The sequence below is a fragment of the Streptomyces sp. NPDC059718 genome, from assembly GCF_042733315.1.
GTDB lineage: Bacteria > Actinomycetota > Actinomycetes > Streptomycetales > Streptomycetaceae > Actinacidiphila.
Map to the genome: position 1 here is coordinate 290,643 of NZ_JBHWGA010000001.1, position 15,278 is coordinate 305,920.

General features: G+C 73.6%; 12 protein-coding genes. 9 read left to right on the top strand and 3 right to left on the bottom strand.

The genetic code is table 11. From position 1 onward, the window contains the following. Window positions 1-10 precede the first annotated feature (10 nt). The 6 genes from ACFV3E_RS01370 (at window position 11) to ACFV3E_RS01395 (ending at window position 6,594) form a co-directional block, all read left to right on the top strand. Window positions 11-262 (top strand): hypothetical protein, encoded by a 252-nt coding sequence (locus ACFV3E_RS01370; RefSeq protein WP_499511418.1) that lies wholly within the window; start codon window positions 11-13, stop codon window positions 260-262. Window positions 263-351: 89 nt separating this feature from the next. After that, on the top strand, window positions 352-1,755 hold the full coding sequence (locus ACFV3E_RS01375) for an NYN domain-containing protein (protein WP_500532846.1): 1,404 nt from the start codon (window positions 352-354) through the stop codon (window positions 1,753-1,755). Window positions 1,756-2,070: 315 nt separating this feature from the next. Further along, window positions 2,071-3,096: a C40 family peptidase gene (locus ACFV3E_RS01380; protein ID WP_500370038.1), complete on the top strand. Its 1,026-nt coding sequence runs from the start codon at window positions 2,071-2,073 to the stop codon at window positions 3,094-3,096. Window positions 3,097-3,243: 147 nt separating this feature from the next. Further along, entirely contained in the window at window positions 3,244-4,299 is a 1,056-nt protein-coding gene (locus tag ACFV3E_RS01385) for a C40 family peptidase (RefSeq protein ID WP_500532847.1), read from the top strand. A 31-nt stretch (window positions 4,300-4,330) separates the two neighbouring features. Beyond that, window positions 4,331-5,506: a hypothetical protein gene (locus ACFV3E_RS01390; protein WP_500532848.1), complete on the top strand. Its 1,176-nt coding sequence runs from the start codon at window positions 4,331-4,333 to the stop codon at window positions 5,504-5,506. Further along, window positions 5,503-6,594 (top strand): M48 family metallopeptidase, encoded by a 1,092-nt coding sequence (locus ACFV3E_RS01395; protein ID WP_500532849.1) that lies wholly within the window; start codon window positions 5,503-5,505, stop codon window positions 6,592-6,594. The genes ACFV3E_RS01390 and ACFV3E_RS01395 overlap by 4 nt, the downstream gene beginning before the upstream one ends. A 451-nt stretch (window positions 6,595-7,045) precedes the next feature. Here ACFV3E_RS01395 and ACFV3E_RS01400 read toward each other — a convergent pair whose 3' ends face one another. Next, the gene (locus tag ACFV3E_RS01400; protein WP_500370042.1) at window positions 7,046-7,570 is read right to left on the bottom strand and encodes a PadR family transcriptional regulator; all 525 of its coding nucleotides are present in this window, start codon (window positions 7,568-7,570) and stop codon (window positions 7,046-7,048) included. 105 nt (window positions 7,571-7,675) lie between these two features. Here ACFV3E_RS01400 and ACFV3E_RS01405 point away from each other — a divergent pair, with 105 nt between their 5' ends. Continuing rightward, entirely contained in the window at window positions 7,676-9,076 is a 1,401-nt protein-coding gene (locus ACFV3E_RS01405) for an MATE family efflux transporter (protein ID WP_500532850.1), read from the top strand. Here ACFV3E_RS01405 and ACFV3E_RS01410 read toward each other — a convergent pair. Continuing rightward, entirely contained in the window at window positions 8,958-10,208 is a 1,251-nt protein-coding gene (locus tag ACFV3E_RS01410; RefSeq protein WP_500532851.1) for a glycosyltransferase 87 family protein, read from the bottom strand. The two genes, ACFV3E_RS01405 and ACFV3E_RS01410, sit on opposite strands and share 119 nt — an antisense overlap. A 136-nt stretch (window positions 10,209-10,344) precedes the next feature. On the opposite strand from ACFV3E_RS01410, the gene ACFV3E_RS01415 reads away from it, so the two are divergent. Together ACFV3E_RS01415 and ACFV3E_RS01420 are read left to right on the top strand one after the other, a co-directional pair. Next, window positions 10,345-11,475, top strand: a complete 1,131-nt coding sequence (locus tag ACFV3E_RS01415; protein WP_500370045.1) for a glycosyltransferase family 4 protein — start codon at window positions 10,345-10,347, stop codon at window positions 11,473-11,475. 55 nt (window positions 11,476-11,530) lie between these two features. Further along, window positions 11,531-13,150: a GMC oxidoreductase gene (locus ACFV3E_RS01420; protein ID WP_500532852.1), complete on the top strand. Its 1,620-nt coding sequence runs from the start codon at window positions 11,531-11,533 to the stop codon at window positions 13,148-13,150. A 76-nt stretch (window positions 13,151-13,226) separates the two neighbouring features. On the opposite strand, the gene ACFV3E_RS01425 is transcribed toward ACFV3E_RS01420, so the two are convergent. Then, window positions 13,227-15,023: an AMP-dependent synthetase/ligase gene (locus tag ACFV3E_RS01425; protein ID WP_500532853.1), complete on the bottom strand. Its 1,797-nt coding sequence runs from the start codon at window positions 15,021-15,023 to the stop codon at window positions 13,227-13,229. Window positions 15,024-15,278 lie beyond the last annotated feature (255 nt).

Consider the following 15,278-nt stretch of genomic DNA (forward strand, 5'->3'; position numbering starts at 1 on the left):
GAGACGACCGATGCCGGTGCCCCTGCCGACCGCCACGACCCGCTGGCGTTGCTCCCTGTGCGGCAATCTGACCCGGTTCGACGTCACCCGCTCCAGCAAGGTCGTCGAGTACGTCCACCTGGACCTGGCGGGCGAGCCCACGGTCGAGGAGCGCGAGGTGCTCAGCGAGTCCGTGGAGTCGGTGCGCTGCCGCTGGTGCAACGCCGTGGACCAGGTCGAGCTGGTCGACCGCCCCGGTGCGGCGGCGGCGACGCAGGCCTGAGCGCCGCCGGGGACAATAGAAGAATGCGGCGCGGCCAGAGAGGTTGAAGGAGGCCGGGGAGGCGCCCACGGACTGGACGGGAGTGACGGGTGGACGGGACCGGCGGTAACCCGGGCCGCGGCGACGAAGCGGCCGCGCCCGAGGCTACGGCTGCGCCGGAGGAGTCCGTCCACGGCGAGGCGCTGGACCGACCGCTGCCCGAGGGCGTACGGCACCGCGTGGTCGCCCTGGCGGCGGAGGCGTTCGGCGGGCTGACCCCGGGCGAGCTTCCCGCGGTGCTGCGCCCGTACGCCCGGTTCACCCCGAGCCGTCGCGCCAAGTTCGCCGCCACCGCGCTCGCCACGGCCCTGGAGGGCGACCCGTCCTTCCGGCAGCGGGTGGGCGCACGGCTGCGCGAGTCCGAGCCCGACCTGTGCGAGGCGCTGGACGCCGGCACCCCGCCCCCCGCGGTCGACCCGCTGGACGTGGCGGCCGCCGCGTACCTGCTGCGTCCCGCGGGCTGGGCCAAGCTGGTGGCCGCCGCGGGCGAGGAGGCGCAGCGGGTCAGCGCCGAACGGGCGGGCGAGGAAACGCAGCGCGAGCTGCGGCAGCTGAAGGTGGAGCTGGACGAGGCCCGCGCGCAGGCGCGTACCGAGGGCATGCGGGTCCGCACCGAGCTGGAGGCGGCCCGCAAGGAGGCCGAGTCGCTGCAGCGCAAGCTGCGCAGCGCGGCGAGCGACGTGAAGCGGGCCGAGGCGGCGCTGCGCAAGGTCGAGGCCGAACTGGACGAGACCCGCGCGGCCGCGGCCGCGGAGAAGACGTCGGCCGACGGCGAGGCCCGCCGGCTGCGGGCCCGGCTCGCCGAGGCCGAGCAGGCCGCGGAGGCGTCCCGCCGGGCGGCCCGGGAGGGCCGCAGCACCGAGGACATGCGGCTGCGCCTGCTGCTGGACACCGTGCTCGACGCCGCCTCGGGACTGCGCCGGGAGCTCGCGCTGCCGCCGCGCGACACCCTGGGCGCCCGGCCCGCGGACACCGTCGACGCGGTCACGCCGGGGGCGATCAGCCCCAAGGACATCGCGCGGCGCGCCCTGTCCGAGGACGACCCGGCGCTGCTGGACCAACTGCTGGCGCTGCCCCAGTCCCATCTGGTGGTCGACGGCTACAACGTGACCAAGACCGGCTATCCGGCGCTGCCCTTGGAGAAGCAGCGGCTGCGGCTGCTGGGCGGCCTGGCCGTGCTGGCGGCGCAGAGCGGTTCCGAGGTCACCTGCGTCTTCGACGGTGCCGATCTGGACGCCCCGGTGCTGCTGGCACCGCCGCGCGGGGTCCGGGTGCTGTTCAGCAAGGCCGGTGAGACGGCGGACGAGTTGATCCGGCGTCTGGTTCGGGCGGAACCTCCCGGTCGTCCGATTGTGGTGGTTTCTTCCGATCGCGAAGTTGCTGACGGTGTGGCCCGTGTCGGCGCCCGCCCGGTCGCATCCACCTTGCTGCTGAAGCGACTTGCCCGGGTGTGACCTGGAGCACACCGTGGGGCGTGTGAGGCGCTTTTCGGGGACGCAGCGTCAACTCGTCATCACTGCACGTGCGATGTGTGTAAAGAAAACGCTGCCGAGCGACTTTTTTTCTTCAGGGATTTGATCCGATCACAAGATGGTCACTAGGGTCGTGCCTCGAACCTCTGCCCAGTCGATCATCCAGTCCGGATGGCGGCGGAGGTCCCGCCGATCTGAAGTGCCGTGCGTACGACGGGGGACGCCGACGCTTGGAGCCGGGGAACGTGGTTCCCGATGCATGCGGCAGGCGGCTGGAGGAAGAAGGAGCTCGCCCGAGTGGCGTCCCACCGTCGTCCCAAGCAGGCCAGTCGCACACGTGTCACCGTGCTCACCGCGACCGCCGCCGCAGCCGTCGCCCTGTCCGCGCAGGCCGCCCAGGCCGCGCCGGCCAAGCCGTCCGTCAAGAGCGTCAAGGCCAAGGTCGACGGTCTCTACGAGCAGGCCGAGCAGGCGACCGAGAAGTTCAACGGCGCCAAGGAGAAGCAGCAGAAGCTGCAGAAGCAGGTCGAGGACCTGCAGGACGAGGTGGCCCGCGAGCAGTCGGAGCTCAACGACCTCCAGGACGACCTCGGCACCCTGGCCAGCGCCCAGTACCGCAGCGGCGGCATCGACCCGACGCTCCAGCTCTTCCTCTCCGCCGACCCGGACACCTACCTCGACAAGGCGTCCACCCTCGACCAGCTGAGCACCAAGCAGGCCGAGGCGCTCCAGCAGATCGCGGAGAAGAAGCGCACCCTCAACCAGCAGAAGGCGGAGGCCGCGAGCAAGCTCAACGAGCTCGACGAGACCCGCACCGAGCTGGGCAAGAAGAAGAAGGAAGTCCAGGCGAAGCTGGCCGAGGCGCAGAAGCTCCTCAACTCGCTGACCGCCTCCCAGCGCGCTTCCCTCGCCGCCGCCGACGCCCGCGCCAACCGCTCCAACGAGCGCGTCGACCTGGGCAACGTCGCGCCGGCCTCCTCGCTCGCCGCCGCCGCCCTCTCGGCCGCCCAGAGCAAGATCGGTTCGCCGTACGTCTACGGCGCCACCGGCCCGAGCTCCTTCGACTGCTCCGGCCTCACCTCCTGGGCCTACGCCCAGGCCGGCGCCTCGATACCGCGCACCTCCCAGTCCCAGGCCAACGCGGGCACGCGTCTGTCGATGAGCCAGCTCGCGCCCGGCGACCTCGTCATCTTCTACGGCGACCAGCACCACGTGGCCCTGTACGCGGGCAACGGCATGGTCCTGCACGCGCCGCGCACCGGCACGGTCGTGCGCTACGAGTCCATCAACAACATGCCGTTCCAGTTCGGCGTCCGGATCTGACCGGCAGCGCCGACGCCCGTTGAACCTATCGGGTGATCTCGTACGGTGACGGTCCGGCGGTGACCTGCGCAAGCGGAGTCCCGCCCGGCCGCCCGGCGGTACCCGGTCTTTGAACTCCCCGTGTCCGGCTGACTACTGTCAGCCGACGTGCCATCTCATCGACGCATCCCGCAGCCCGGCCGGGCCCCGCGTACCTCCAGGGCCACGGTCCTGACGGCGGCGGCCACGGCCGCCGCCGCGATGGCGGGCGCGGCCGGCACCGCGCAGACGGCCGCCGCCGACCCGGCGGACACCTCCGTCGATGTCGCGGCCCGCATCGACCACCTCTACACCCAGGCCGAACGGGCCACCGAGCAGTTCAACGCCGCCCGTGAGAACACCCAGCGGCTCCGGCGCGAGGTGGAGGTGCTCCAGGACCGGGCCGCGCGCGGCCAGGAGCGGGTCAACCGGCTCCGCGACGACCTCGGCACGCTCGCCGGGGCCCAGTACCGCGGCGGGGGAGTGGACCCCACCCTCGCCCTGCTGCTCTCTCCCGACCCCGCGACCTACCTCGACCGGGCCGCCACCCTCGACCGGATCAGCAGCCGTGGCGACGCGCGGCTGGGCGAACTCCGCTCCGCCCAGCGGTTCCTGGACCAGGAACGCTCCCGGGCCACCGAACGGCTCGACGAGCTCGAGCGGGCCCGCACCAGCCTCACGGCCCGCAAGAAGGCCGTGCAGCGCAAGCTGATGGCGGCCGCCCGCCTGGTCAACTCCCTCTCCCCGGAGGATCGGGCCCGGCTCGCCCGCCGCCTGGAGGCCCGCGCCTCCCGTTCCGGCCGCACGGTCGACATCCCCGACCTCGGCCCCCTGTCCGTACGCGCCGCGACGGCCGTCGCCGCCGCGCGCTCCGCCGTCGGCGCCCCCTACGTGTGGGGTGCCACCGGCCCCGGCTCCTTCGACTGCTCCGGCCTGATGGTCTGGGCGTACCGCCAGGCCGGCGTGGGCCTGCCCCGTACCTCCCAGGCCCAGCTGCACGCCGGGCGGCACGTGCCGCTCGGCCAGGCCCGCCCCGGCGACCTGGTCATCTACCGCGGCGACGCCAGTCACGTCGCCATGTACGTCGGCGACGGCCAGGTCATCCACGCCCCCTACCCCGGCGCCCGGGTCCGTTACGACCCCGTCGCCATGCTGCCGATCTCGGCGGTGACCCGGCCCGCGTGACCGCCCCCGCCGGGACCGTACGATCGGCGGCGTGGCCCTCTTCCGCTCGCCGACCCGCGCCGTGGCTGCCGCGCTGTGCTGCGCGGCGGTGCTGCTCGCGGGCTGCGGACCCGCGGGCGACGGGGCGGCGGAGCACGCGGGGCCCGGGGACCCGGTCGTCCGGCAGCTGCTGGAGCGGCGGGCCGACGCGGTCCTGGGGCACGACGAGAAGGCGTACCTGGCCGATGTGACACCCGCCCGGCACGCCGCCGAGCGGCAGGTCTTCCGCAACCTGGAGGAGCTCCCGCTCGCCTCCTGGTCGTACCGGCTGGTCTCCACCGAGGGTGCGGACCCGGTGACCGCCCGCGTCCAGCTGCGCTACCGCCTGGGGGGCTACGACAGCACCCCGGTCACCACCGACGAGTCCCTGCTGCTGCGCGCGGACGGCACCGGACGCTGGCGGGTGGCCGGCGACGGCGACCCAGGCGGCCTGCTGTGGGAACAGGGCCCGCTGCGCGTCGTCCGCGGCAGCCACAGCCTCGTCCTCGGCACCGGCGACCGGGCGGAACTGGCCGGGTACGCCGCCGACGCGGACCGGGCCGTCCCGCAGGTGCGGCGGGCCTGGGGCGGGCAGGGCTGGACCGGGCGGGTGGTGCTGGAAGTGCCGTCCTCGCTGCGGCGGATGGGACAGCTCCTGGACGCCCCGGCGGAGACGTACGCGGGCGTCGCGGCCGTCACCACCGGGGAGGTCGGCGGCAGCGGCACCGCGCCCGCCGGACGCGTCATCGTCAACCCCGAGGCCTTCGCCGGGCTGTCGGCCTTCGGCCGCCAGGTCGTGCTCACCCACGAGACCACCCACGTCGCCACGCGCGCCGCGACGACCTCCCGCACCCCGATGTGGCTCTCCGAGGGCTTCGCCGACTGGGTCGCCTACCGGGACTCCGGCCGTACGGCGGCGAGCCTGGCACCCGAGCTGCGCCGGGACGTCACGGCCTCGGGGCCGCCCGGGCACCTCCCCGCGGACGCCGACTTCGCGCCCGGCGCGGCCGCGCAGGCCCAGGCGTACGAGGGCGCCTGGCTGGCCTGCCGGCTCATCGCCGACACCTGGGACGCCGACCGGCTGGTCGCGCTGTACCGTTCCGGTGCGGATCTGCGCGGCACGCTCGGCATCGACGAGGACGCCCTCACCGAGCGCTGGCGGGCCTACGTCAAGGGGGAGTTGGGATGAGCGCCACGGATGGGGACTTCACGCCGGAGGAGACCGCCCGCGGCAGGGCGCTGCGCCGCGCGCAACTGCCCTTCCTGCTCGGCGGCCGCCTCGCCGGGCTCGCGCTGCTGCTCCTGCTGGGGCTGACCCCCGCGGGCGCCGCCCTCACCGGGGTGTTCGGCGACGCCTGGGCCCTGCGCGTGGCGGCCGGCGGCCTGCTGCTGGTGCTGCTCCAGCAGGCGGTCACCCTGCCGTTCTCCGCCCGGGTCCGCGTCGTCCGGCGCCGCTACGGGCTCGTCACCCAGGGCTGGGGCGGCTGGGCCGTCGACGTCCTGCGCGGGTTGCTCGTCTCCGTACCGCTCGTGCTGGCCGCGCTGTACGGCTACTACGGCCTCGGCTGGGCCTGGGCCGCCCTGGGCGCCGTCTGCGCGGCCGTGGTGCTGTCCTGGCTCGCCCCGGTCGTGCTGGAACCGCTCTTCAACCGCTTCCGGCCGATGGAGGACGGGCCCCTGCGCGACGCGCTGCTGGCCCTGGCCGAGCGCGACGGGATCCCCGTGCGGGCGGTGCTCGTCGCCGACGCGTCGCGGCGGACGACCGCGCTCAACGCGTACGTCTCCGGCTTCGGCCGCACCCGGCGGATCGTCGCCTACGACACGCTGCTCGGCACGGCCCCTGCGGAGGAGGTCGAACTCGTCGTCGCCCACGAACTGGGCCACGTCAAGCACCGCGACGTGCCGCGCGGCACGCTGCTCGGCGCCGTCGGCGCGGGGGCGGGGGTCTGCGTGCTCTCCGCGGTCATGGCCGCCTCCTCCTACGGCACCGGTGATCCCCGTGGGCTGTTCCTGCTGGCCGCGGTGGCCGCGGTGCTGTCGGCGTGCGCCGGGCCGTTCGGCTGCGCCCTTAGCCGGCGGATCGAACGGCGGGCGGACGTGCACGCGCTGGAACTCACCCGGGACGCCGAGCGGTTCATCGCCATGCAGCGCCGCCTCACCGTCACCAACGTCTCCGACCCCGACCCCCCGCGCCTGCTGCACGTCCTCTTCGGCACGCACCCCACCCCCGTCCAGCGCATCGCCGCCGCCCGCGCGTTCGCCTCCGCCACGGGGTAGTGCCCGGCACGGCGCGTCGCGGGACGACGCCGTCCCGGGGTGGCCGCCGTCGCCCACGTGAGGCTTCCGTGCGTGGCGTTCCGCGGCGGGCGGCACCGGCCTGCCGGGCGGAGACGGCCTTGTTGCCTGGCGCGCGGGGCGGTTCCCGGGCAAGGACCGCACCAGGCTGCGCGCGATAGCACCTCCCGTACGGCCCGCACCGTCCCGGGCCCGCCCGCTCGGCCGGAGCACACATGGGCGAGGCCTTCCGCACGCCTCCGGCCGCAGCCCCGGGGCGGTCGGTGGGGCCTGACGCACCCTTCCCGCCACCCCGCCCCGGAACATGCCGGCCGGACTCACCGGGAGCACGGGGCGTCGCCGGCCACGCGCCTGGCTCCGCCGCGCGGCAGCCGGGCGTACCCCGTCCCGCGCCCGTCCGGTGGGCATACCGTGCCTCCGGACGGCGTACGGCTCAGGCGGTGAGGTCCGCGAGGGCCTCCGTGAGCCATTCGCGCTCCGCGTGGCCCGTGGCGCGGGCGACACGGAGCATGCCCTGGCGGAAGGGGTCGTCCGCCTCCTCGGCGCGCACCGGCCTGCCGCGGTCGTAGAAGAAGCTGGAGGGGGTCTCCAGGAACTCCAGCCGGCGCCGCAGCACTGCCGCCTGGGCCGTCGCGTCGGGCAGGTGCCTCAGGAAGGCCAGCACGGCGAAGAAGCGGGTGGAGTCGGTGATCTCGATCGGCTTGGGGTCGCGGAGCCGGGCGAGCAGCCGCGCGCGCCCGGTGTCGGTGAGCGACAGCACGCGGCGCGGTGCGGCGCCGACACCCGGCTCGGTGTGCTCGCTGACCAGTCCGGCGGAGGTGAGGCGGTTGATGGCCGGGTAGAGCGCGCCGTCGCTGACCGGGCGGACGTGGCCGTTGAGTGCGGCGATGCGCTCCTTGAGCTCGTAGCCGTGCAGGGATTCCTTGAACAGGAAGCCCAGGATCGTCAGCTCCAGCACCGTTCGCCACCTTTCTCGATCATGCGTTCGCACTTGCCCGTGTGGTGCCATGATGATACCTCTAAACGCGGTATCTCGAATCGAGGTACCAGAGGAGGGGAACCCATGACGCACCGCGCCCGGCTGGTCGCACTGGCCGGCCCGGTCTACCTGGAACTGCTCGCGGGCGTCGTCGCCGGGATCATCGACGTGCTGTGGGTGGCGCGGCTCGGCGGCGGGGGAGCGGCCGTCGCGGCCGTGGCGGTGGCCACGAACACCGAGAACGTGCTGCTCGGGGTCGTGCTGATGGCCGCGCAGGGGACGACGGTGCTGGTCTCGCGGGCCGCCGGAGCGCGGCACCCGGCGGCGGTCAGGGCGGCGGTCCGCGGCGGCTGGACGCTGTGCGCGCTGCTGACCCCGGCCGTGACCGTCGGCGGCTTCCTGTGCCGGGAGCCGCTGGCGGCGCTGCTGCTCGGTGCCCACGGCGACCGGGCGGCGGTCCGCCTGGCGGCCGGGTACTTCGCGGTCTCGCTCCCCGGCACCGCGGTGTTCTACGCCCAGAACACCCTGGACGGGGTCTTCAAGGGCGCCGGCGACACCCGCACCCCTATGCGGCTCGCGCTGCTGGCGGGCGGGCTGATCCTGCTCCTCGACCCGTTCCTGATCCACGCCCTCGGGGTGCGCGGCGCGGCCGTGGCCACCGTCGCGGGCCGGGCCGTGGCCCTCGCCGCGGGGCTGGCGCTGCTGCGCCGCAACCCCCTGGTGCGGCAGGCCGCGCAGGTGCCGCCCGCCGAACCGGTGGCGGCCGCGCTGCGCCGTACCGCCGTGACCGGGGCGCCGATGGCGGCGGACTTCCTGGTCCGGATGGCCGGCACGCTGACCCTGGTGGCGATCGTGGCCCGGCTGGGCGTCGCCCAGGTCGCGGCGTACGGGATCGCGACCAAGGCGATGTACGTGGCGACGATGGGGTTCTACGCCGTGCGCCAGGCGGCCTCGATCCACACCGCGTACCACCTGGGCGCCGGCCGCGACGAGCGGAACGCGATAGGCCGCCGGGCCCTGCTGCTCGGCGGCGGGCTGGGACTCCTCGCGGCGGTCGTCCTGCTGCCCGCCGCGCCGTGGATCATGGCGGCCTTCGGCGCGGAGCCCGGCGTGGCGGCGGCCGGGACGGTCTTCCTGCGCACGCTGGGCCCGTACCTGGTGCTGCTGGGGTGCTTCATCGCGCTGGGCGGTGTCTTCCAGGGCGGCGGCGGGGCCACCTTGCTGGTCCGGGTGACCCTGGTGGGCACGGCGGTGCAGCTGCCGCTGGCCTACGCGCTGGCGGGTCCCGCCGGGCTGGGGCTCGTGGGCGTCGGCGTGGCGCTGGCCGTCGCGGCGGGGTTGCAGTGCCTGGCCGTGACGGCGGCCTTCACCAGGTCAGCAGCTTCTCGGCGTCCTGGCCGTGCTCGGGCACAGACGTGGCCGGAGCCCTGCGCGCCCTCTCCGGCAGGCCCGTCGAAGCCGCCCACAGCCGGCGGCAGGCGATGACGGAGGCGGCCACCAGCAGGCCGTTGCGGAGCAGCAGCAGGGCGATGCCGAGGTCGGTGCTGCCGACGACGTCGGCGAAGCGCACCGGGAACTCGTACAGGGTGAGCACCGTCGCCGCCAGCACCAGCACCGCGGGCAGCGCCATCACGCTGGCCCGCAGCGTGAGGCAGACGGCCGCCAGGCCGATCAGCCAGATCATGTACTGCGGGCTGATCACCCGGCTGGTCGTGGTGAACAGCAGCACCGCGGTGAACGCGGCGTCGAAGGGCGTGCTCGGGCCGTACGTCCGGGTCCGCAGCCGCCACAGCAGCAGCCAGGCGAAGGCCACCGCGGTCAGCCCGAGGGCGAGGTCGCTGACCAGGCCCACGTAGGGCCCGAGGAACTCCACCGAGCCGTAGTTGAGCAGGACCTGCCCCTGCCAGCCGTGGTGCCGGGCGATGTGGAAGACCAGGGAGCCCAGGGACTCCACCTCGGTGCCCCGCTCGCCCTGGAAGCGCAGGAAGGCGAAGGCCCCCGGCATCCACAGCCAGAAGCCGAGGGCGAGGACGCCCGCCCCGGCCACGGCCGCCGTCCAGATGCGGCGGTCGCGGACCCCGGTGAGCAGCAGCACCGGCCAGACCTTGAGCATCGCGCCGAACGCGATCAGCGCCCCCGCGACCCTGGGGCGGCGCACCGTGGCCAGCAGCGCGGCCATGGCGACGGCGGTGACCATCACGTCGTAGCGCGCGTACGCGGTCGGTCCCAGCAGCGGCACGCCCAGCACCCACACGTAGGCGCCGGCCACCCGCCGTCCCTCGCCGCGCGAACCGCGCAGCAGCAGCGCGAAGGCGACGAGGTCTGCGGCGCAGGCGAGCCAGAAGAACGCGGTCGCGTAGTCGAGGAACGGCAGCATCGCGGGAGCGAGCACCGCGAGCGCGGCGGCGGGCGGGTACTGCCAGGTGACGTCGTGGTGGGGGAAGCTGCCGGTCCGCAGGACCTCGTACCAGCCGTGGTAGATCACCGAGATGTCGGTGGTCACGTCCAGCGGGGACAGGGTGAGCACCTTGAAGACGTAGAGCAGCAGCACGACCCGGGTGGCCGCCCAGGCGAGGACCGGCCCGACCGGGAGCCGCTTGCCGCTGTCGCCTGCCATGTCCACCTCGTCGAATCGGTTCTGCTGTGGTGATGATGCACGATGCCGGTCTCACCCGTGGACAGGCTGTGGAGCTTAGACGCGCGGGGGGCCGCGGTCGGTTGCCGCGGACCCCACCGGATACCCTCGGCGACGTATGGACAAGACCTTGATCGTCACCAACGACTTCCCGCCACGCCCCGGTGGCATCCAGGCGTTCGTGCACAGCATGGCGCTGCGCCTCGATCCCGGCCGGGTGGTGGTGTACGCGTCGACCTGGCGGGACGGCTCCGAGGTCGCCGCGTTCGACGCCGAGCAGCCCTTCCCGGTCGTACGTGATCGTACGACGATGTTGCTGCCGACCCCGAGAGTGACCCGGCGGGCCGCCGAGCTCCTGCGTGAGCACGGCTGCACCTCGGTGTGGTTCGGGGCGGCGGCCCCGCTCGGGCTGATGGCGCCCGCGCTGCGGAAGGCCGGGGCCCGCCGGCTGGTGGCGACGACCCACGGGCACGAGGCGGGGTGGGCGCAGCTGCCCGCGAGCCGTGGGCTGCTGCGGCGGATCGGCGAGGGCACCGACACGATCACCTACCTGGGCGAGTACACCCGGTCCAGGATCGCCCGGGCGCTGACGCCGCAGGCCGCCGGGCGCATGGTGCAACTGCCGCCGGGCGTGGACGAGAAGACCTTCCACCCGGCCTCCGGCGGCGAGGCGGTGCGCGCCCGGCTGGGGCTCACCGACCGGCCGGTGGTCGTCTGCGTCTCCCGCCTGGTGCCGCGCAAGGGCCAGGACACCCTCATCGAGGCGATGCCGCTGATCCTGGCCGCCCAGCCCGACGCCGTCCTGCTCGTCGTGGGCGGCGGCCCGTACGCGGACGACCTGAAGCGGCTCGCGGAGCGGACCGGGGTGGCGGAGTCGGTGCGGTTCACCGGGGCCGTGCCCTGGCAGGAGCTGCCCGCGCACTTCGGCGCGGGGGACGTCTTCGCCATGCCGTGCCGCACGCGCCGCGGCGGGCTGGACGTCGAGGGGCTCGGCATCGTCTACCTGGAGGCCTCGGCCACCGGCCTGCCGGTCGTCGCGGGTGACTCCGGCGGGGCGCCGGACGCGGTGCTGGACGGCGAGACCGGCTGGGTGGTGCGCGGCGGGGAGCCCGCGGAGGCCGCCGAGCGGATCCTGGTGCTGCTGGGCGACGCGGAACTGCGGCGCCGGATGGGCGAACGCGGACGCAAGTGGGTCGAGGACGCCTGGCGGTGGGATCTGCTCGCGGAGCGGCTGAAGGCCCTCTTGTAAAAGACCATGAGCGCACGGTATGGGCGGAATCCGCAATTCCGCCCATGATGCGCCCATGACAGCAAACCTGACGCGTCGTCAGATTCTGGGCATCGCCGCCCTGCAGACGGCATCCGTGATGGGTCTCACCCGCATCGGGCTCTCCCCGGCCGCCGCGGCGGCCGGGGAGCCCGCCGGCTACGCACCGGCCGTCGTCGTCGGCTCCGGCTACGGAGGCGCGGTCGCGGCGTTACGCCTGGCCGAGGCGGGCGTGAGCACCCTCGTACTGGAGATGGGGCGGGCGTGGGACACGCCGGCCCCCGACGGCAAGGTCTTCTGCAACACCGCCTCGCCGGACCGGCGCTCCATGTGGTTCCGCACCCGCACCGCGGCGCCCCTGGCCACCTTCCTCTGGCTCGACGTGGTCAACAAGGACATCAGCCCGTACCCCGGCGTCCTGGACCGCGTCGACCACCCCGGCATGTCCGTCTACGTCGGCCGCGGCGTCGGCGGCGGCTCCCTCGTCAACGGCGGCATGGCCGTCACACCGGACCGCGCCTACTTCCGGGAGGTCCTCCCGCAGGTCGACGCGGACGCCATGTACGGCACGTGGTTCCCGATGGCCAACCGGATGCTCGGCGTCAACACCGTCGCGCCCGACTGGTTCGAGGGCACCGAGTGGTACCAGTTCACCCGTGTCTCCCGCGCCCAGGCCGCCAGGGCCGGGCTCGCCACCACCTTCGTGCCCAACGTCTACGACTTCGGCCACATGCAGCGCGAGGCCGCGGGCACCGCCACCAAGTCGGCCCTGGCCCAGGAGGTCATCTACGGCAACAACTTCGGCAAGCGCAGCCTCGACCGGACCTACCTCGCCGCCGCGCTCGGCACCGGCAACGTCACCATCGAGACGCTCAGCCACGTGAAAGCGGTCCGCCGCGACCCCGACGGCACCTACGTGCTCACGGTCGCGCAGACCGACCTCAGCGGCACCGTCGTCGCCACCCGCGAGGTCGGCTGCGGCACCCTGTTCCTCGCCGCGGGCAGCCTCGGCACCACCGAACTGCTGCTGCGCGCCCGGGAGACGGGCGCCCTGCCCGACCTCAGCCCCGCCGTCGGCAAGGGCTGGGCGGGCAACGGCAACATCATGCTCGGCCGCGCCAACCACCTGTGGAACCCCACCGGCGCCCACCAGTCGACCATCCCCGTGATGGGCATCAACGACTGGAACAACGCCGCCAACCCGGTGTTCGCCGAGATCGCCCCGCTCCCCATCGGCCTGGAGACGTGGATCAGCCTCTACCTCGCGATCACCAAGAACCCCGAGCGGGGCACCTTCGTCTACGACCCGGCCACCGACGCGGCCGTGCTGAACTGGACCCGCTCCCAGAACCAGCCCTCGGTCGCCGCCGCGAAGACCCTCTTCGACCGCGTCAACCGGGCCAACGCCACCATCTACCGCTACGACCTGTTCGGCGGCAACCGGGTCTTCGCCGACGACTTCTGCTACCACCCGCTCGGCGGCTGCGTCCTCGGCAGCGCCACCGACGCCTACGGCCGCGCGAACGGCTACGACGGCCTGTACGTCGTCGACGGCTCGCTCGTCCCCGGCTCCATAGGGGTCAACCCGTTCGTCACCATCACCGCCCTGGCCGAGCGCACCATGGCCAGGGTCCTGGCCCAGGACGGGATCACCTAGGAACGCCGGTGGCCGCCGTACGCCCGAGGCGCACGGCGGCCACCGTCGATGTGGGTGAGGGCCCGTCAGCGCGGGCTCACCTGCCGTAGATCGCGGCGATCTCGTCCGCGAAGTCCCGCAGCACCACGTTGCGCTTCAGCTTCAGCGAGGGCGTCACGTGACCGGACTCCTCGGTGAACTGCGCGGCCAGGACGCGGAACTTCTTGACCGCCTCCGCCTTGGACACCGCGGCGTTGCCGTCGTCGATCGCCGACTGCACCTCGGCCAGCAGCTCCGCGTCCTCGCGCAGCTCCGCGACGGTGCGGCCGGACTTGCCGTGCTGCTCGGCCCAGCGGGGCAGGAACTCCTCGTCCAGGGTGACCAGCGCGCCGATGAAGGGCTTGCCGTCGCCGACCACCATGCACTCGGCGACCAGCGCGTGGGCGCGGATGCGGTCCTCGATCACGGCCGGGGCGACGTTCTTGCCGCCCGCGGTGACGATGATCTCCTTCTTGCGGCCGGTGATGGTGATGTAGCCGTCCTCGTCCAGCGTCCCGATGTCGCCGGTGTGGAACCAGCCGTCGGTGACGGCCTCGGCGGTGGCCGCCTCGTTGTTCCAGTAGCCCGAGAACAGGTGCTCGCCGTGGAGCAGGACCTCGCCGTCGTCGGCGATGCGGACCGTGGAGCCCGGCAGCGGCTGGCCGACGGTGCCGATCTTGGTGCGGTCCCAGGGGTTGAAGGCGGTGGCCGCACAGGACTCGGTCAGGCCGTAGCCCTCCAGCACCGTGAACCCGATGCCGCGGTAGAAGTGGCCCAGCCGCTCGCCCAGCGGGGCCCCGCCGGAGATCGAGTACTCGGCGCGGCCGCCGAGCACGGCGCGCAGCTTGCTGTAGACCAGCCGGTCGAAGACCTTGTGCTTGAACTTCAGGCCGAGCGAGGGACCGCCGGCCGAGTCCAGCGCGCGGCTGTACTCGATCGCCACGTCGGTGGCCTTGTCGAAGATCTTCCCCTTGCCGCCGGCCTGGGCCTGGGCGCGTGCGGAGTTGTAGACCTTCTCGAAGACCCGCGGCACGCCCAGCAGCAGCGTCGGGCGGAAGGCGGCCAGTTCGCCGGTGAGGTTCTTGATGTCGCTGACGTGCCCGAGCTTGATCGGCGCCATGATGGCGGCGACCTCGACCAGCCGGCCGAAGACGTGCGCGAGCGGCAGGAAGAGCAGGATCGAGGAGTCCCCGGTGCGGAAGAGCGGCTTCAGGCGTTCCACGACGTTGCCGCACTCGGCGAAGAACGCGCGGTGCGTGAGCACGCAGCCCTTGGGGCGCCCGGTGGTGCCGGAGGTGTACACGATGGTGGCCGGGGAGTCGGCCTTGGCCCAGGCGCTGCGCTCGTCCACGGTCGCCTCGGCGACGTCCGTGCCGGCCGCGCCGAGGGTCTCCACCGCGCCCGCCTCGATCCGCCACACGTGCTTCAGCTGCGGCAGGCGGTCGCGCACCGACTCCACGGACTTCTCGTGTGCCTCGGTCTCCACCACGGCGGCGACGGCGCCGGAGTCGCCGAGGATCCACTCGATCTGCTCGGCGGAGGAGGTCTCGTAGACCGGGACGGTGACCGCGCCCGCGCTCCAGATGGCGAAGTCGAACAGCGTCCACTCGTAGCGGGTGCGGGAGATCAGGGCCACCCGGTCGCCGGGCTGCACGCCCGAGGCGATCAGGCCCTTGGCGGCGGCGCGTACCTCGGCGAGGAAGGCGGTCGAGGTGACGTCGGCCCAGTCACCGGCCGCGGTCTTCCGGGCGATGACGGCAACCTCCGGATGCTGAGCGGCGTTGCGGCGGATGAGATCCGTCAGATTGCCGTCCGCGGGGACCTCGTAGAGAGCCGGAAGGCTGAACTCGCGCAAAACTGCTGCTCCTCATCGGCGCCGGCGGCGGTGCTGGCTGCGTCCACTGCATGGTTGAGCGTGGAACGGACGGCCTGGACGTTACCCACCGGTAAAGCTTCAGCGGTAGGGGGTGCCGTGTAGATGTTTTGTGTGTCACATCGTCGTCACACGCCGCAGGCTCACCGCGACACCGTGCGGATCCACTGGTCGGAAGCCTAGTCGAGGCCTCCGGTGACCCGCAGGTAACCGGAGCCCCGGTGTGCCCTCCCCAAC